The following is a 16811-nucleotide window of genomic DNA, read 5'->3' as shown; positions in this document are numbered from 1 at the left end:
CATGCGTAAAACCACTGTGCCCACCACGCCCAACATTCAAGTCATTGAGCGCATGTTCACGCTCATTGACGTACTCGCCTCGCGCGAAGAAGCCATTTCACTGAAAGAAATCAGCGAACGAACAGGTCTTCACCCCTCCACCACCCATCGCATCTTGAACGACTTGGCAGTGGGCCGATTTGTTGATCGCCCCGAAGCGGGCAGCTATCGCCTCGGCATGCGTCTGCTTGAGCTGGGCAATCTTGTGAAAGGTCGCTTAAACGTGCGCGATGTGGCTTTCCAGCCCATGCGTGAACTCCACAAGCTCATCCAGCAGCCCGTCAACCTCAGTGTTCGCCAAGGCGACGAAATCGTGTACGTTGAGCGAGCTTTCAGTGAACGATCGGGCATGCAAGTGGTGCGAGCGATCGGCGGACGAGCACCTCTGCATCTCACCTCAGTCGGCAAGCTGTTTTTGGCCATGGACGACCCTCAGCGCGTTCGCGCCTACGCCACACGCACAGGCCTGAGTGGCCAAACGCGCAATAGCTTGACCCAATTGCCAGCCTTGGAACGTGAACTATCCAAAGCGCGTCAATATGGTGTCGCGCGAGACAACGAAGAGCTAGAGCTAGGGGTGCGATGCATGGCGTCTGGCATCTATGACGACCAAGGCAAGCTTGTTGCAGGTTTATCCATTTCTGCACCAGCAGATCGACTTGATGAGGAATGGCTTCCTAAGCTTCAAGCGACTACGCAAGCCATCTCACACGCACTAGGCTACAAAGAAAACCAAGCGTAAACAAAAAAGCCAGCATAGATGCTGGCTTTTGAACAAGCTAAAACTCTTTAAGTTTGCGGGCGACCAGTAGCGCTATGGTTCGTTTCAACCCACTTGCGCACACGCTCAGCATCTGCAATACGGCTTAATTTACCTGCAGAGTCCAAGAACACCATGATCAGCTTACGGCCAGAAACCTTGGCTTGCATCACCAAGCATTGACCTGCTTCAGAGATATAACCTGTTTTTTGCAGGCCAATGTCCCAGTTTGGGTTTTTGACTAACCGGTTGGTGGTGTTGTACTGCAACGTGCGGTTCCCAACTTCCACCTTGTGACTTGGTGAGGTCGACAGCTCACGAACAGTGATGTCGTGGTAAGCATTGCCGACCAAAGTGGCCAGGTCTTTAGCGCTGGATTGGTTTTGACTTGAAAGCCCTGTCGGCTCCACATAACGAGTGTCACGCATCCCCAATTGAGCAGCTTTGGCGTTCATCAAACCAACAAATGTGGGCATGCCGCCTGGATAGGTACGGCCCAAGGCATGGGCTGCACGATTCTCACTGGCCATCAAAGCCAAGTGGAGCAACTCACCACGGGTCAAGGTTGCCCCCACGCGCAAACGTGAGCTGCTGCCCTTTTCGGTATCCACATCATCTTGCGTGATGGTGATGGATTCGTCCATTGGTAATTTGGCTTCGCTGATGATCAACCCTGTCATCAACTTGGTGATTGAGGCAATTGGCAAAACGGCTTGGTCGTTTTTGCTGAGCAGTACTTCGTGTGTATCTTGATCAATCACATAAGCTACGCTGGACTTCAAATCCAACATATCGCTGGTGGCATGCAAGCCTGCTTTTTGACCAAATGATGGAACTGCGGGTGCTGCCTTAAACGCTTTGGCGTGACGCACATGCGTTTTCACCACGGATGGCTTTGTTTTTTGGACAGTTGGCTTTTTCTGGTTTGTCGCGGCTTGGGCGTGCATGGTGCACAAAGAAGTCAGCAAACCAAGCGAGGTAACAATCAGCAGTCGTTTCAAGTGGCGTTCCTTAAGCTTGAAAAACACAATTGCCTCGAGTCTAACAAGAAAAGTCACGCAAGATCAAGGACTTGCGTGACTTATTTGACAAAATTGATACGGTATATCGTTTTTTGTAATTTAACCTTGTGCAGCCACTCGGTCTGATTTGCTTTGCAGCTTGTTCAAGGCGCTCAAATAAGCTTTCGCTGAAGCCACCACGATGTCAGGATCAGAGCCCACGCCATTGACGACGCGACCGCTGTTTTGCAAACGCACCGTCACTTCGCCTTGGCTCTCTGTCGAGCCGCTGATGGCATTGACCGAATACAGCACCATTTCAGCGCCACTCTTCACATGTGACTCAATCGCTTTGAGTGAAGCGTCCACCGGGCCGTTGCCGTCTGAATCGCCCTTCACTTCTTTGCCTGCCACAGTGAACACCACGCTCGCATGTGGACGCTCGCCGGTTTCGCTGTGTTGCGACAAAGAAACAAAGGCAAACTGCTCGCTGGCACTGGTCACCGACTCTTCGCTCACCAAAGCCAAGATGTCTTCATCAAAGATTTCGCTCTTGCGATCTGCCAACTCTTTGAACTTGGCAAAGGCTGTATTGATGTCAGCCTCGCTTTCCATCTGCACACCCAAGTCTTCCAAGCGCTGCTTGAAAGCGTTGCGGCCACTGAGCTTGCCCAAGACGATCTTGTTGGCGCTCCAGCCCACATCTTCTGCACGCATGATCTCGTAGGTGTCACGAGCTTTGAGCACGCCATCTTGGTGAATGCCAGACGCATGAGCAAAGGCATTCGCCCCCACTACCGCCTTGTTTGGCTGAACCACAAAACCAGTGGTCTGGCTGACCATTCGACTTGCTGCCAAGATTTGTTTGGCATCGATATTCATGGCGAGGTCAAAGTAATCGCGACGGGTCTTGATAGCCATGACCACCTCTTCCAACGAGCAGTTACCGGCACGTTCGCCCAAACCGTTGATCGTGCACTCGACCTGACGTGCGCCGCCAATCTTCACGCCCGCCAAGGAGTTGGCCACCGCCATGCCCAAGTCGTTGTGGCAGTGCACGGACCAAATGGCTTTGTCAGAGTTAGGCACACGCTCGCGCAAAGTTTTGATGAAGTTGCCGTAGAGTTCTGGAATGGCGTAACCCACGGTGTCTGGAATGTTGATGGTAGTGGCACCTTCAGCAATCACGGCCTCAACGACACGGCACAAGAAATCCATTTCGCTGCGATAGCCGTCTTCCGCGCTGAACTCAATGTCACCCACCAAGTTACGGGCAAAGCGCACCGACTGCTTAGCTTGCTCGAGCACTTGCTCAGGCGACATGCGCAACTTCTTCTCCATGTGCAGCGGTGACGTTGCGATGAAGGTGTGGATGCGCGCACTGTTTGCGCCTTTGAGCGCCTCAGCCGCACGGCTGATATCGCGATCATTCGCACGAGACAACGAACAAATGGTGGAGTCTTTGATGGCGTTGGCAATGCCTTGCACTGCCTCGAAGTCACCGTTCGAGCTGGCAGCAAAACCAGCCTCAATCACGTCGACCTTCAATCGCTCGAGCTGACGGGCAATGCGCAGTTTCTCATCGCGCGTCATTGAGGCGCCGGGCGACTGTTCGCCGTCACGCAAAGTGGTGTCAAAAATGATGAGCTTATCGGTCATGGTCAGGACTCCTGGATTCCTAAAAAACTTGCAACGTTTGGTTTAGCCCCAAAGCAAAAGGCCCGCTGCGAGTGCATACGGGCCTTGTGGGGTTTGCGCGTGCGCTACCAACTCCGCCCGTTTGGGGATGGAAGCAGTAGAACCAGCAAAAAATTTTTCATGCACAGAATTTAGCACAAAGCCAAACCCTTTGCGGCGCAGGGTGTCTCATTTGTGCAAGCCGGCTTCATCGGGCTCATCGGTGGAGGTGCTGATGAGGCTGGTTTGCATGCCTTTGGCACGGCGCCATGCGTACAAGGCATAACCGCTCAAACCGTAGAACATGAACAAAGCAAACAACACAATCGGTGGATGAATGGTGATGACAGCGATGGTCAAGGCCAACAACACAATCACGACAAACGGAACGCTTTGCTTCATCTGCACATCTTTGAAGCTGTAAAACGGCACGTTGGTGACCATCGTCAAACCGGAATACAAACACCATGCAAACATGGGCCAAGCCACCTCAGGACCAGAAACACCCATCTCGGTCATCAGCCACATAAAACCCATCACCAATGCCGCAGCGGCAGGCGAAGGCAAGCCTTGAAAGAAGCGTTTATCCACCACCGCCGTATTCACATTGAAACGCGCCAAGCGCAGTGCAGCACAAGAGATGTAGACGAATGCAGCCACCCAGCCCCAACGGCCCAAACCTTTGAGTGCCCATTCATACGAGATCAAGGCAGGCGCAGCACCAAACGACACCATATCGGCCAAAGAATCCATTTGCTCGCCAAACGCACTTTGCGTGTTGGTCATACGCGCCACACGCCCATCTAGACTGTCGAGCACCAGGGCGCAAAACACGCCAATCGCTGCCAACTCGTAGTTGCCATTCATCGCCATCACGATGGCGTAAAAACCGCCAAACAATGCGGCCAAGGTAAACAGATTGGGCAAAACATAAACGCCCTTGCTAGGCTTGCGTGGCACAAACTCTTCTATTTGATCTGGTTGTTCTGTCATTCGTTTAGCTCCGAAAATTAGACCTAGAGTGTAAGCGTAGCGTCAATCAGGCACAAAAATGACAAAGGCCACCGAAGTGGCCTTTGTCGATGCAATCCACAAAAGCTTAATTGCGGGTTTGGTCAACCAGCTTGTTCTTCGCAATCCAAGGCATCATGGCGCGCAATTGGCCACCCACCACTTCGATCTGGTGATCAGCAGTGTTGCGACGACGTGCGGTCATGCTTGGGTAGTTCAAACGACCTTCCTGGATGAACATCTTGGCGTATTCGCCGTCTTGAATGCGCTTCAAAGCGTTACGCATGGCTTCACGGCTTTGTGCGTTGATCACTTCAGGACCGGTCACGTACTCGCCGTATTCGGCGTTGTTCGAAATCGAGTAGTTCATGTTGGCGATGCCGCCTTCATAGATCAAATCAACGATCAGCTTCAACTCGTGCAAACACTCAAAGTAAGCCATTTCAGGGGCGTAACCGGCTTCCACCAGAGTCTCGTAACCCATCTTGATCAGCTCAACCGCACCACCGCACAGAACGGCTTGCTCGCCGAACAAGTCGGTTTCAGTTTCTTCTTTGAAGTTGGTTTCGATGATGCCGGCCTTGCCGCCACCATTGGCCATGGCATAGCTCAAAGCCAAGTCGCGGGCTTTGCCGCTCTTGTCTTGATGCACAGCGACGAGGTGAGGCACGCCGCCACCTTGGGTGTAGGTGTTACGCACGGTGTGACCTGGGGCCTTTGGCGCCACCATCCACACGTCCAAGTCGGCGCGTGGCACGACTTGGTTGTAGTGCACATTGAAACCGTGAGCAAATGCCAACGAAGCGCCTTGCTTGATGTGCGGAGCCACATTGTTGTTATACACCTCGGCGATCATTTCGTCAGGCAACAAGATCATGACCACGTCAGCAGCTTTCACTGCGTCGTTCACTTCCATGACTGTCAAGCCAGCTTTGCCGACTTTGTCCCAAGATGCGCCACCCTTACGCAGACCAACCACGACCTTGACGCCGCTGTCGTTCAAGTTTTGGGCATGAGCATGGCCTTGTGAGCCGTAGCCGATGATGGCCACAGTTTTGCCTTTGATCAGGGACAGATCACAATCTTTGTCGTAAAAAACTTTCACGGGGTTCTCCTAAAAAATACTTTGAAAGGGTTGAAATTTAAACGCGCAAGATACGTTCGCCGCGGCCAATGCCACATGCGCCCGTGCGAACGGTTTCGAGAATTGCGCTGCGGTCAATCGCTTCCAAGAACGCATCGTTCTTAGACAGGTCGCCCGTCAACTCAATGGTGTAGCTCTTCTCAGTCACATCGATGATGCGGCCACGGAAGATATCGGCCATGCGTTTCATCTCTTCACGCTCTTTGCCAACGGCACGCACCTTCACAAGCATCAGCTCGCGTTCGGTGTAAGCGCCCTCGGTTAGGTCGACCACTTTGACCACTTCAATCAAACGGTTCAAGTGCTTGGTGATTTGTTCAATCACCTCGTCCGAACCATGTGTTTGAATGGTCATGCGTGACAAGCTGGCGTCTTCGGTAGGCGCCACGGTCAGAGATTCAATGTTGTAGCCACGGGCAGAAAACAAACCCACCACGCGCGACAAAGCGCCGGGTTCGTTTTCAAGCATCAGGGAAATGATGTGTTTCATGGTGTCATCCTTCCCGTTCACAGGTCTTCGCTGCCAAGCAGCATTTCGGTGATGCCCTTACCGGCCTTGACCATCGGGAACACGTTCTCGGTGGGGTCGGTACGGAAGTCGATGAACACCGTGCGGTCTTTCAGACGGCGAGCTTCGCGCAAAGCTGGCTCGACGTCCTCAGGACGTTCAATCAGCATGCCCACGTGACCATAGGCTTCCGCCAATTTCACGAAGTCAGGAATCGCGTCCATGTAGCTGCTGCTGTAGCGGCCTTCGTATTCGATTTCTTGCCACTGGCGCACCATCCCGAGGTATCGGTTGTTGAGTGCCAACACCTTGATGGGCGTGTTGTACTGGAAGCAAGTCGAGAGTTCTTGGATACACATTTGCACCGAGCCCTCGCCTGTCACGCAAAACACTTCGCTGTCGGGCTTGGCCAGTTTGATGCCCATGGCGTAAGGAATACCCACGCCCATGGTACCCAAGCCGCCTGAGTTGATCCAGCGGCGCGGCTCGTCAAACCCGTAGTACTGGGCAGCCCACATTTGGTGCTGACCCACGTCAGACGTGATGTAAGTGTCTGTGCCTTTGGTCATGTTGTGCAGCGTCTCAATGACGTACTGCGGCTTGATGACTGTGGTGTTTTCACGGTCGTATTTCAAACAATCGCGCTTACGCCAAGCTTCGATGGTTTCCCACCAGCCAGCCAATGCGGCCGCGTCGGGCTTCAAGCCAGATTCTTTGATCATGTCGATCATCTCGACCAACACGTCTTTCACATCGCCAACGATTGGGATGTCGACCTTCACACGCTTGGAGATGCTGGAAGGATCAATGTCGATGTGGATGATCTTGCGTTCGTTTTGCGCAAAGTGTTTGGGGTTGCCAATCACGCGGTCATCGAAACGAGCGCCAACAGCCAGCAACACATCGCAGTTTTGCATGGCGTTGTTGGCTTCCATCGTGCCGTGCATGCCCAACATACCCAGGAACTTCGGCTCGCTTGCAGGGTAAGCGCCGAGACCCATCAAGGTGTTGGTCACGGGGTAACCCAGCATGTCGACCAAGGTGCGCAACTCTTGCGAAGCGTTGCCCAGCAATACACCGCCACCGGTATAGATGTAAGGGCGCTTAGCCGCCATCAGCAACTGCAACGCCTTGCGAATTTGACCGCCGTGGCCTTTGCGCACAGGGTTGTAGGAGCGCATTTGTACTTCAGCTGGATAGCCTTCGTACGTGGTCTTCTTGAAAGACACGTCTTTTGGAATGTCCACCACCACAGGACCAGGACGGCCGCTGCGAGCGATGTGGAACGCTTTTTTCAGCGTCAAGGCCAAGTCGCGAACGTCTTTGACCAAGAAATTGTGTTTGACGATGGGGCGCGTGATGCCAATGGTGTCGCACTCTTGGAAGGCATCCAAACCGATCGCGTGCGTGGGCACTTGACCGGTGATGATCACCATGGGAATGCTGTCCATGTAGGCCGTCGCAATGCCGGTCACCGCGTTGGTAGCACCTGGCCCTGAAGTCACGAGGGCCACACCCACATCACCTGTGGCGCGGGCATAGCCATCAGCTGCATGAACCGCCGCTTGCTCGTGACGAACCAACACGTGCTGAATCGTGTTTTGGTTGTACAGCGCGTCGTAGATGTAGAGAACTGAACCGCCGGGATAGCCCCAGATGTGTTTGACGTTTTCAGCTTGCAGGGCCTTGACGAGAATCTCGGCGCCCATCAATTCTTGTGCTTGACCGCCAGTGGCGGCTGCGGAATGCGATTCCGACTTTGAGTTATCCATTTTTTGTACCTTTTAACCTGAGTGAATTTCGTCAACGAAAAACCTTGGGTGCTTCTTGGCGAACCCTTGTGGGGCAGCATCGAAACTTTGGACCTTCAGCCATAGACGCATGGTTCGCGCCGGACCCAGACCCGTTTGCCTTTTTTGTCGAATTGCAGCCCGAGATTATGGCACCTTCCTGAGCCAGATTCAGTCTTAAGCACGCAAAAAGCCTTGGCGGGTGCCATAATCGCGCCCGATTCAAACTTGAACCCATTCGTCAGTGGCCACCGAACAAGAACTGTCAGACTTCCTAAAAAGCGTTGAGAAGCGAGCCTTCAAGCGCTCGGTCTATCACGTTCGCGATGAAGAAGCGGCCCTAGACATCGTGCAAGACAGCATGATGAAGCTCGCCGAGCACTATGGCGACAAGCCTGCCGAAGAGCTACCCATGCTTTTTCATCGCATTCTGTCTAACACCACGCTTGACTGGTTCAGGCGTAACAAAACACGCAAAGCGCTGTTCAGCAATTTCAGTGACTTCGATTCTGACAAAGATGACGGCGAATTTGACCTGTTAGAGGCCTTGGCTGTCGATAACGACAGCCAAACCACGCAAAGCGCCGAAGACAACTTCGCCAGCATCGCCAACGTCCACGAGATCGAAGAAGAAATACAAAATTTGCCAGCGCGTCAACGAGAAGCCTTCCTGCTGCGTTATTGGGAGGATCTTGATGTTTCAGAGACAGCTGCTGCTATGGGTTGCTCTGAAGGAAGCGTCAAAACACATTGCTCTCGGGCTGTACTGGCACTCAGCAAAGCGCTCAAAGAAAAAGGAATTCAACCATGACACATACCGCAAATACCCAAGATGAATTTGGCTTGCGCATTGCTGCTCGCCTGAATTCCGCCAGCCTTGAACTGCCGCACGACATCTCCGAGCGCCTGCGCGCCGCACGCACCCGTGCCGTTGCCGCACGCCTGAAACCCCAAACACGCCTGCAAACCAGCACGGCCGTGGCTCACCAAAATGGTGCAGCTCTATTGAATTTTGGCGGCGATGAAGGCTTGAACATTTGGAGCCGTTTGGCCTCCTTGCTGCCACTGATTGCTTTGATCGCAGGCTTGGCGCTGATCCAAAACATCATGGACGATGACCGTGCCAACGAATTGGCCGAAATTGATTCGGCCTTGCTCGTGGACGACCTCCCCCCAGCTGCCTACGCTGATCCGGGCTTTCTTCAGTTCTTGAAGAACCCCATCACAGCCAGCGAATCGAAAGAATAAACACCCATGACATTCAAGCGTTCGCTCAGTGCCGCACTCGCCGTCCAACTTTTGTTGAGCGGTGCTGTGTTGCTTGTTAGCGGACGGGTCTGCGCACAAACATTTTCAGCCGTAGCTACCACCCCCCCCCCCAGTCTGCCTGGCCGCCCTTTGTGGATGGACTTGACCGAGTCGCAACAACAAGCACTAGCTCCCTTGTCTCAACTGTGGCCCACCATGACTGAGCCACACAAGCGCAAATGGCTGGCGATCTCACAAAACTTTGGACAACTCACGACCGACGAACAATCGACCGTGCAAGGCCGTATGCGTGAATGGGCGGCACTTAGCCCACAACAACGCACAGCGGCACGTTTGAATTACGCCGATGCCAAGCAGCTGCTGCAAGACGATAAGAAAGCCAAGTGGGAAGCGTATCAAGCCCTCTCACCAGAAGCTAAGCAAAAGTTGGCCGCACAGCAACCCACCCAACCCGTCAAGGGCGCGGCACCTGCGGTTAAACCTATGTCACCTGCGAAGTTAACCTCACCGCCTGCAGCAAGTGCCAACAAAGCCCTGCCACGTATCGCAACTGACCAAGCCGCACCAGCTACGCTGCTGCCCACGCCCATCACCAGTTCAGCGCCTGCCAGCGCAACGACTGAAAGCACCACAACACCCCAATGACGTTGGATTTGACAGCCCCTAGCCTGCTGCGTCGTATGGCTTGTTGGCTCTATGAGGGGCTGCTTTTGTTTGGTGTGCTGTTCATTTCGGGCTATTTGTTCAGCACCCTCAGCCAGTCACGCCATGCGCTAGACAACCGCCATGGACTGCAAGCCTTTTTATTTTTGGTCGTCGGCATTTACTTCACCTGGTTTGGCCACAAAGGCCAAACTTTGGCCATGAAAACTTGGCATATCCGTGTGGTTGACACCCAAGGCGAAGCCCTCACCCAAAAACGTGCCTTTGCACGCTACGCCTTGAGTTGGATTTGGTTCATCCCCCCTCTCGCCATCTTGGCCCCTTACGCACTGACTGGCGCAGAGAAGACCGTGTTGTTTGTCGGCTGGGTGGCTGTGTGGGCCTTGCTTAGCCGCTTTCACCCGCAGCGCCAGTTTTGGCACGACGTTTTTGCCGGTACGCGCTTGGTCACGGCACCGCCTATTGCATCAGCCAAACCCAAGGCCTAACGTTAGAGTTCATCGCATGAGTGCAAATCCACAAAAAAACAGAACTGGCCTCAATCGCGTTTGGTATGCCTTTGGCTACTCGCTCAGCGGCCTGAAAGCTGCTTGGTACGAAAAAGCATTTCGCCAAGAAGCCATCGGCGCCTTCGTCTTGGTACCTTTATCTTTTTATGTGGGTAAAACTTGGCAAGAAACAGCACTGCTGGCCGGCACAGTTGTGCTGGTCATGGTGGTTGAACTACTCAACACCGGCATCGAATCTGCCATTGACCGCATTGGCCCTGAATGGCATGAACTGGCTAAACGTGCCAAAGACACAGGCAGCGCAGCCGTGCTATTGAGCTTGTTGCTATGCATCGCTGTTTGGGCGGCCGCCATCCACGCTAACTTTTCCGCTTGAAAGAACCCATGAATACGCCTGCGTTTTCTGTGTGCGTCTACTGCGGTTCACGCAATGGCATCCAGCCCGAATACGCCGATGTGGCACGCCAAGTAGGCACGTGGATTGGCCAACACAACGGTCAATTGGTATACGGCGGTGGCAACAACGGCTTGATGGGGTTGGTAGCCCAGGCCACAGCCGATGCGGGCGGACGCGTGGTAGGCATCATTCCCAAAGCCTTGCAAACCAAAGAAAACACGCGCACAGCCTGCACCGAGCTGCATGTGGTGGACACCATGCACGAGCGCAAACACATGATGGCCGAACGCGCCGATGTGTTCTTGGCCCTGCCCGGCGGCATTGGCACCTTTGAAGAATTTTTTGAAGTGTGGACCTGGCGCCAGCTGGGCTACCACGACAAGCCCATTGGCTTGCTCAACACCCAAGGCTATTACGACGGCTTGCTGCAGTTTGCGCAAAACAGCGTCGCCCAAGGCTTTTTGAACGATTGGCAAATGGACTTGATTCGCAGTGGCACAGAGCCAACAGCATTGCTACAAGAGCTGGTACAAGCCGCAGGCTTTTCACCTGAACCTAAACTAGCAGGCCTGTAACCCGATCAAGAAAAAAGCCGCAGACCTTCACAGGCTGCGGCTTTTGCATTTGCGAGCGACGAATCGGAATCAAATAGCGGTTTCGTCCAACTCACCTGTGCGAATGCGCACCACACGCTCCACAGGCGTGATGAAGATTTTGCCGTCACCAATCTTGCCTGTGCGTGCTGCGCGCACGATGGCGTCCACGCAGTTGTCCACGTCTGCAGCTTTCACGGTGACTTCAATTTTCACTTTGGGCAAAAAATCCACCACGTACTCAGCGCCACGGTACAGCTCGGTGTGACCCTTTTGACGACCAAAGCCCTTGACCTCGGTCACGGTCAAACCCGTCACACCACACTCGGCCAATGCTTCGCGCACTTCTTCGAGTTTGAATGGTTTGATAACGGCTGTGATTTGCTTCATGGTTCGAGTCCTTGGGGTTCAATGAAAAGGCCTATGGTCAGGCGCGAAACTTATTGGTTATAGGATAACGCCAATCCTTGCCAAAACTGCGGTGGGTCACGCGAATCCCCACAGGCGATTGGCGGCGTTTGTATTCGTTGATACGGATCAGTCGAGTCACCTTCTCCACATCGACACGCGCAAAGCCTGCGGCGATGATGTCCTCCGAGCTTTGGTCGTTCTCCATGAAGCGCGACACGATGTCATCCAGCACTTCATACGGTGGCAAGCTGTCTTGGTCGGTTTGGTCTGGACGCAACTCGGCACTGGGCGGGCGTGTGATGATGCGCTCAGGGATGGGCTCGGTACCCGTACCGTATGGGTCGTGGGCATTGCGCCAGCGCGCCAGCTTGAACACCAAGGTCTTGGCCACGTCTTTGATGACGGCAAAGCCACCGGCCATATCTCCGTAAAGCGTGCAGTAGCCAGTGGCCATTTCGCTCTTGTTGCCCGTGGTCAGCACGATGGAACCAAACTTGTTGGACAAGGCCATCAGCAACGTGCCGCGAATGCGGGCTTGAATGTTCTCTTCGGTGGTATCGAGCTGCGTGCCTTCAAAGTCGGCTTTGAGCGAACCCAAGAAAGCCTCAAACTCCGGCACGATGGACACCTCGTCATAGCGCACACCCAAGCGCTTGGCCATGTCGCGGGCATCAACCCAACTAATTTCAGCGGTGTACGGCGACGGCATCATCACGGTACGCACTTTGTCAGCGCCCAGGGCATCCACCGCAATAGCCAACACCAAGGCCGAGTCGATACCGCCAGACAGACCCAACAAAGCACCAGGGAACCCGTTTTTGCCGATGTAGTCACGCACACCCAGCACCAAGGCATGCCACAAGTCGGCTTCGAGTGAGCCGTCTTCAGCTACAGGCGCCGACAAATGCAGACCACCATGCGACCCTGATTTGCCTCGCACCACATCGACCGTGAACGTTGCCACGTCAAAGCTAGGCGCACGCCCAGCCAACGCGCCATCGGCGTTGAACGCAAACGAACGCCCTTCAAACACAACCTCGTCTTGGCCACCCACCAAATGCGCATAAATCAAAGGCAAGCATGTGGCTTGCACACGGCGTCTCATGGCTTGCTCGCGCTCGTCCCCCTTGCCCACATGAAATGGCGACGCGTTGATCACAGCCAACAGCTCAGCACCCGCCGCTTTGGCGTCTGCAGCGGGCACATCAAACCAAGCATCTTCACAAATCAGTAAACCCACTTTTATGCCAGCGACCTCAAACACACAAGGCTTGTCGCCGGCTACGAAATAGCGGCGCTCGTCAAACACTTGGTAGTTGGGTAGCTCGCGTTTGGCGTAAGCGACCACCACTTGGCCCTCACACACCACGCTCGCCATGTTGAAGCGGCGTTGCACCGACACCGAGCGCGTGCGCTCGTCACCACCCGATGGATGACCTACCACCACATGCAAGCCCTTTAACCCGCTCAGAGCGGCGGACACCGTTTTCAGGGCATCATCGCAAGCTTGAATGAATGAGGGGCGGAGGAATAAATCTTCAGCCGCATAGCCGCACAAAGACAGCTCCGGCGTCAGCACCAAACGTGCGCCGTCTTGATAAGCTGCCGTGGCGCAATCTATGATTTTCTGGGCGTTACCCGCCATGTCGCCCACCACGAAATTCAATTGAGCAACACAAATTTTGAGAGTCATGGCAGCAGGCACATCGTCCAAAGTAAAACAGGTCTAAAAACAAAATGGATTATGTCATTCGCGTCCACGCAAACCCGCTAGATATCCCCGCTCAAGCGTGGGATGCTTTACTGGCACAACAAGACGCGCCCTCGCCCTTCATGCGGCACGCCTACCTCGCGGCCTTGCACACCAGCGGCAGTGCCACACCAGACACCGGCTGGACGCCGCAATTTGTCACGCTTTGGCTGGGCGAGGCCTTGGCTGCCGCAGGCGCGCTCTACATCAAAGGTCACTCTTACGGCGAATACGTGTTTGATTGGGCATGGGCCAACGCCTATGCCGACCATGGCCTGAGCTACTTCCCAAAAGCCACCTGTGCTGTGCCCTTCACGCCTGTGCCGGGCTCACGCTTGCTGGCAACCGATGACAAAGCCCGTCAAGCCTTGCTCAAAGCCATGCTGGATGTAGCCCAACAGCACGAGCTATCTTCATTGCACCTCCTCTTCACCAGCCCCGACGACCGCAATGCCTGTGACGCCCTTGGCTTGATGCAACGCCAAACCGTGCAATTCCATTGGCACAACGTCGATCTACAAGGCCAACGCTTTGAAAGCTTCGATGCCTTCTTAGCGAGCCTGTCCCAAGAGAAACGCAAAAAAATCAAACAAGAGCGCCGCCGCGTTGCTGATGCTGGCGTGACGTTTCGCACCTCGGTGGGCGCGGCTATCGGCAGCGAAGACTGGGGCTTTTTTTACCAATGTTACGAACGCACCTACCTCGAACACGGCAATGCGCCCTACCTGAGCCGTGCTTTCTTTGAGCACATGCAACACGACATGCCTCACAACTGGGTACTGTTTGTAGCCGAGCGCGAAGGCCACCCCATCGCCAGCAGCCTGGTCGCAGTGCAAGACCTAGGCAAGCCAACCGCTGTCGCCTACGGCCGCTACTGGGGCGCACTAGAACGCGTGGACTGCCTGCACTTTGAAGCCTGCTACTACCAACCACTCAACTGGTGCATCACAAATGGCGTGCAACGCTTTGAAGGCGGCGCCCAAGGCGAACACAAAATGGCCCGCGCCCTCATGCCCGTGCCTACCTACAGCGCGCATTGGCTCGCACACCCTGCGTTTGCCGATGCGGTGGAGCGATTTCTTGAACGCGAGACGGCGGGGGTCGACAACTACCTCGACCACTTGGCAGAGCGCAGCCCCTTCAAACGTCACGAGCCTCAGTAAAGCGGGAACGTAAAAAAGCCCGCAAAAGCGGGCTTTCGATGGACACAAAGAAGAATTACTTCTTGTAGTTGGCCATACCGTCCAAGATTTCTTTGTGGGCAGACTCAATGCCTTCCCAGCCCTTAACCTTGACCCACTTGCCTTTTTCGAGGTCTTTGTAGTGTTCAAAGAAGTGGGCAATTTGTTGCAACTGCAACTCATGGATATCGTCTAAAGACTTGATGTTGCTGTAACGGGCCAAGATTTTCTCGGTAGGCACAGCCAACACTTTGCCGTCCACGCCGCCTTCGTCTTCCATCAACAAGATGCCCAAGGCACGGCAAGGCACCACCACGCCAGGTGGCAATGGGAAAGGTGTCATCACCAACACGTCCACAGGGTCGCCGTCGCCAGCGATGGTTTGTGGCACATAGCCGTAGTTGGTGGGGTAATGCATGGCCGTACCCATGAAGCGATCCACGAACAGAGCGCCAGACTCTTTGTCGACTTCGTACTTCACTGGATCCGAGTTCATCGGGATTTCGATGATCACGTTGAAGGCTTCAGGAACTTTGCTACCGGGGGTGACTTTATTCAGGGACATGGTGTCTTGTTATAAAAGTTAAAAAAGAAACTCAGAGGATTAACCCCGATTTTACTTTCACGGGGCTTGCGTCTCTGCGTTGCCTGCGAAACCTTTATTCGTGGGTACTTTTGCCTGTTTCGTCCATCAACCCTAGGAAAACGCGCAAAAAGTACACAGCCATGGCCAAGATAAAAACAATCACAGCCACGCTCATCAAGCCGTAGTCGGTCGAAAAAAGGTCAATCCAAGCTTTCATGGGGTTACTCCTATCAATTGCAATGCCCCTACTTTGCACCGTCTCAGCGCTTGTCACACTGATCTACATCAAGGCTTAGGGGATTCGTGGCTCAGGCAAAATCAAGGGTATGTCTGAACGCGTTATCCCCTTGGTCGATCAACGGCTCCTCGCCTTAGCGGCCACTGTCCCCCTGCAACCCATTGCAACCGACGGTTTGCTCAGTGACAGCTTGGGCCGCCCCCTGCACGACTTGCGCATCAGCGTGACCGACCGCTGCAACTTTCGCTGCAACTACTGCATGCCCAAAGAGGTGTTCAACAAAGACTACGCCTACCTGCCGCACAGCGAATTGCTGAACTTCGAAGAAATCACGCGATTAGCCAAAGTGTTTGTAGCCCACGGCGTGCGCAAAATTCGCCTGACTGGCGGCGAGCCGCTACTGCGCAAGAACCTCGAAATCTTGGTGGACCAGTTGGCCAATATCCCCACGCCTGATGGCGCGCCACTAGACCTGACCCTCACCACCAACGGATCGCTCTTGGCCCGCAAAGCGAAGTCACTCAAAGACGCAGGCTTGAACCGCGTGACGGTCAGCCTTGACGGCTTGGACGATGCTGTGTTCCGTGCCATGAACGATGTGGACTTTCCCGTGTCCGATGTGCTCGACGGCATTGCTGCGGCCAAAGACGCGGGCTTGGGGCTAGACGCCAACGGCCAGTTGACCGGGCTCAAAGTCAACATGGTGGTCAAGCGCCGCACCAACGTCGACCAAATCTTGCCGATGGCCCGCCACTTCCGAGGCAGCGGCATCACGCTGCGCTTCATCGAATACATGGATGTGGGTGCGACCAATGGCTGGTGCATGGACGATGTGCTGCCCTCTGCCGATGTCATTCAACACATCCAACAAGAATTCCCACTCGTGCCTTTAGAGGCCAGCGCTTCCGGTGAAACCGCACAACGCTGGGGTTATACCAATGCGGCTGGCGTGTTCGATCCAGCCTTAGGCGAAGTGGGTGTGATCAGCAGCGTCACCCAAGCGTTTTGCCGCGACTGCAACCGCGCCCGACTCTCCACCGAAGGCAAGCTCTACCTGTGCTTGTTTGCCACGCAGGGCTACGACTTGCGCAGCCTCATGCGCGGAGCAGACGCCACAGATGCAGATCTTGCCTCGGCCATCGGCCACATTTGGCACAAGCGTGACGACCGCTATTCCGAGCTGCGTGCTTCCATGCCTGCGGACAGCGCCTCCAACGGTTCATCGACTGCACGCCGCGTAGAGATGAGCTACATCGGCGGCTAAGCCCAACCTTTCCAATTCCC

At 54.6% G+C, this 16811-nt stretch carries 19 protein-coding genes; 9 read left to right on the top strand and 10 right to left on the bottom strand.

What is annotated here, in order from left to right; genetic code table 11:
- Position 1: 1 nt before the first annotated feature.
- Complete coding sequence (locus C5F52_RS05490; RefSeq protein ID WP_104797337.1) at positions 2–781, top strand: IclR family transcriptional regulator; 780 nt, start codon at positions 2–4, stop codon at positions 779–781.
- Positions 782–828: 47 nt separating this feature from the next.
- On the opposite strand, the gene C5F52_RS05485 is transcribed toward C5F52_RS05490, so the two are convergent.
- The 6 genes from C5F52_RS05485 to C5F52_RS05460 form a co-directional block, all read right to left on the bottom strand.
- Positions 829–1800, bottom strand: coding sequence for a D-alanyl-D-alanine carboxypeptidase family protein (locus tag C5F52_RS05485; RefSeq protein ID WP_369951897.1), 972 nt, complete (start codon positions 1798–1800; stop codon positions 829–831).
- A 120-nt stretch (positions 1801–1920) separates the two neighbouring features.
- Entirely contained in the window at positions 1921–3459 is a 1539-nt protein-coding gene (locus C5F52_RS05480; protein WP_104797336.1) for a 2-isopropylmalate synthase, read from the bottom strand.
- 207 nt (positions 3460–3666) lie between these two features.
- Positions 3667–4470 carry a CDP-diacylglycerol--serine O-phosphatidyltransferase gene (gene pssA, locus C5F52_RS05475; protein ID WP_104797335.1) on the bottom strand — a complete coding sequence of 268 codons (804 nt, stop codon included), beginning with the start codon at positions 4468–4470 and terminating at the stop codon, positions 3667–3669.
- Between the two features lie 106 nt (positions 4471–4576).
- Positions 4577–5593, bottom strand: a complete 1017-nt coding sequence (gene ilvC, locus C5F52_RS05470; RefSeq protein ID WP_104797334.1) for a ketol-acid reductoisomerase — start codon at positions 5591–5593, stop codon at positions 4577–4579.
- Between the two features lie 37 nt (positions 5594–5630).
- Positions 5631–6122, bottom strand: a complete 492-nt coding sequence (gene ilvN, locus C5F52_RS05465; RefSeq protein WP_104797333.1) for an acetolactate synthase small subunit — start codon at positions 6120–6122, stop codon at positions 5631–5633.
- A 17-nt stretch (positions 6123–6139) separates the two neighbouring features.
- Positions 6140–7912, bottom strand: a complete 1773-nt coding sequence (locus C5F52_RS05460; RefSeq protein WP_104797332.1) for an acetolactate synthase 3 catalytic subunit — start codon at positions 7910–7912, stop codon at positions 6140–6142.
- 262 nt (positions 7913–8174) lie between these two features.
- On the opposite strand from C5F52_RS05460, the gene C5F52_RS05455 reads away from it, so the two are divergent.
- Genes C5F52_RS05455 through C5F52_RS05430 form a run of 6 tightly spaced genes read left to right on the top strand, consistent with a single transcriptional unit; the run spans position 8175 to position 11343 of the window.
- The gene (locus C5F52_RS05455) at positions 8175–8741 is read left to right on the top strand and encodes an RNA polymerase sigma factor (RefSeq protein ID WP_104797331.1); all 567 of its coding nucleotides are present in this window, start codon (positions 8175–8177) and stop codon (positions 8739–8741) included.
- A complete protein-coding gene (locus tag C5F52_RS05450; protein ID WP_104797330.1) occupies positions 8738–9178 on the top strand; it encodes a DUF3619 family protein in 441 nt (146 codons plus the stop codon). Before C5F52_RS05455 ends, C5F52_RS05450 begins: the two co-directional genes overlap by 4 nt.
- Positions 9179–9184: 6 nt before the next feature.
- The gene (locus tag C5F52_RS05445) at positions 9185–9844 is read left to right on the top strand and encodes a DUF3106 domain-containing protein (RefSeq protein WP_104797329.1); all 660 of its coding nucleotides are present in this window, start codon (positions 9185–9187) and stop codon (positions 9842–9844) included.
- Positions 9841–10350, top strand: coding sequence for an RDD family protein (locus C5F52_RS05440; protein ID WP_104797328.1), 510 nt, complete (start codon positions 9841–9843; stop codon positions 10348–10350). Before C5F52_RS05445 ends, C5F52_RS05440 begins: the two co-directional genes overlap by 4 nt.
- 16 nt (positions 10351–10366) lie before the next feature.
- The gene (locus C5F52_RS05435) at positions 10367–10747 is read left to right on the top strand and encodes a diacylglycerol kinase (protein WP_104797327.1); all 381 of its coding nucleotides are present in this window, start codon (positions 10367–10369) and stop codon (positions 10745–10747) included.
- Between the two features lie 8 nt (positions 10748–10755).
- On the top strand, positions 10756–11343 hold the full coding sequence (locus C5F52_RS05430; RefSeq protein ID WP_104797815.1) for a TIGR00730 family Rossman fold protein: 588 nt from the start codon (positions 10756–10758) through the stop codon (positions 11341–11343).
- Between the two features lie 69 nt (positions 11344–11412).
- Here C5F52_RS05430 and C5F52_RS05425 read toward each other — a convergent pair whose 3' ends face one another.
- Positions 11413–11751, bottom strand: a complete 339-nt coding sequence (locus C5F52_RS05425) for a P-II family nitrogen regulator (RefSeq protein ID WP_104797326.1) — start codon at positions 11749–11751, stop codon at positions 11413–11415.
- Positions 11752–11788: 37 nt separating this feature from the next.
- Entirely contained in the window at positions 11789–13465 is a 1677-nt protein-coding gene (locus C5F52_RS05420) for an NAD+ synthase (RefSeq protein WP_104797814.1), read from the bottom strand.
- A 44-nt stretch (positions 13466–13509) separates the two neighbouring features.
- On the opposite strand from C5F52_RS05420, the gene C5F52_RS05415 reads away from it, so the two are divergent.
- The gene (locus C5F52_RS05415; RefSeq protein WP_104797325.1) at positions 13510–14685 is read left to right on the top strand and encodes a GNAT family N-acetyltransferase; all 1176 of its coding nucleotides are present in this window, start codon (positions 13510–13512) and stop codon (positions 14683–14685) included.
- 55 nt (positions 14686–14740) lie between these two features.
- On the opposite strand, the gene ppa is transcribed toward C5F52_RS05415, so the two are convergent.
- A complete protein-coding gene (ppa, locus tag C5F52_RS05410; RefSeq protein WP_104797324.1) occupies positions 14741–15268 on the bottom strand; it encodes an inorganic diphosphatase in 528 nt (175 codons plus the stop codon).
- A gap of 94 nt (positions 15269–15362) precedes the next feature.
- Positions 15363–15506: a DUF3149 domain-containing protein gene (locus tag C5F52_RS05405; protein ID WP_104797323.1), complete on the bottom strand. Its 144-nt coding sequence runs from the start codon at positions 15504–15506 to the stop codon at positions 15363–15365.
- Between the two features lie 109 nt (positions 15507–15615).
- On the opposite strand from C5F52_RS05405, the gene moaA reads away from it, so the two are divergent.
- Positions 15616–16791, top strand: coding sequence for a GTP 3',8-cyclase MoaA (gene moaA, locus C5F52_RS05400; RefSeq protein WP_104797322.1), 1176 nt, complete (start codon positions 15616–15618; stop codon positions 16789–16791).
- The last annotated feature ends 20 nt before the right edge of the window (positions 16792–16811 follow it).

This window comes from Limnohabitans sp. TS-CS-82 (assembly GCF_002943475.1).
The sequence above is the reverse complement of the archived record's forward strand: the minus strand, read 5'-3'. Positions and strand labels throughout refer to the sequence as shown.

Excerpts from the sequence above, each read along its gene's own strand:
- C5F52_RS05480 (WP_104797336.1), bottom strand. The coding sequence starts at position 3,459 with ATGACCGATAAGCTCATCATTTTTGACACCACTTTGCGTGACGGCGAA.
- ppa (WP_104797324.1), bottom strand. The coding sequence starts at position 15,268 with ATGTCCCTGAATAAAGTCACCCCCGGTAGCAAAGTTCCTGAAGCCTTC.
- moaA (WP_104797322.1), top strand. The coding sequence starts at position 15,616 with ATGTCTGAACGCGTTATCCCCTTGGTCGATCAACGGCTCCTCGCCTTA.
- C5F52_RS05420 (WP_104797814.1), bottom strand. The coding sequence starts at position 13,465 with ATGACTCTCAAAATTTGTGTTGCTCAATTGAATTTCGTGGTGGGCGAC.
- C5F52_RS05425 (WP_104797326.1), bottom strand. The coding sequence starts at position 11,751 with ATGAAGCAAATCACAGCCGTTATCAAACCATTCAAACTCGAAGAAGTG.
- C5F52_RS05405 (WP_104797323.1), bottom strand. The coding sequence starts at position 15,506 with ATGAAAGCTTGGATTGACCTTTTTTCGACCGACTACGGCTTGATGAGC.
- C5F52_RS05440 (WP_104797328.1), top strand. The coding sequence starts at position 9,841 with ATGACGTTGGATTTGACAGCCCCTAGCCTGCTGCGTCGTATGGCTTGT.
- C5F52_RS05490 (WP_104797337.1), top strand. The coding sequence starts at position 2 with ATGCGTAAAACCACTGTGCCCACCACGCCCAACATTCAAGTCATTGAG.
- C5F52_RS05450 (WP_104797330.1), top strand. The coding sequence starts at position 8,738 with ATGACACATACCGCAAATACCCAAGATGAATTTGGCTTGCGCATTGCT.
- C5F52_RS05415 (WP_104797325.1), top strand. The coding sequence starts at position 13,510 with ATGGATTATGTCATTCGCGTCCACGCAAACCCGCTAGATATCCCCGCT.
- C5F52_RS05435 (WP_104797327.1), top strand. The coding sequence starts at position 10,367 with ATGAGTGCAAATCCACAAAAAAACAGAACTGGCCTCAATCGCGTTTGG.
- ilvN (WP_104797333.1), bottom strand. The coding sequence starts at position 6,122 with ATGAAACACATCATTTCCCTGATGCTTGAAAACGAACCCGGCGCTTTG.
- C5F52_RS05445 (WP_104797329.1), top strand. The coding sequence starts at position 9,185 with ATGACATTCAAGCGTTCGCTCAGTGCCGCACTCGCCGTCCAACTTTTG.
- C5F52_RS05460 (WP_104797332.1), bottom strand. The coding sequence starts at position 7,912 with ATGGATAACTCAAAGTCGGAATCGCATTCCGCAGCCGCCACTGGCGGT.
- C5F52_RS05430 (WP_104797815.1), top strand. The coding sequence starts at position 10,756 with ATGAATACGCCTGCGTTTTCTGTGTGCGTCTACTGCGGTTCACGCAAT.
- pssA (WP_104797335.1), bottom strand. The coding sequence starts at position 4,470 with ATGACAGAACAACCAGATCAAATAGAAGAGTTTGTGCCACGCAAGCCT.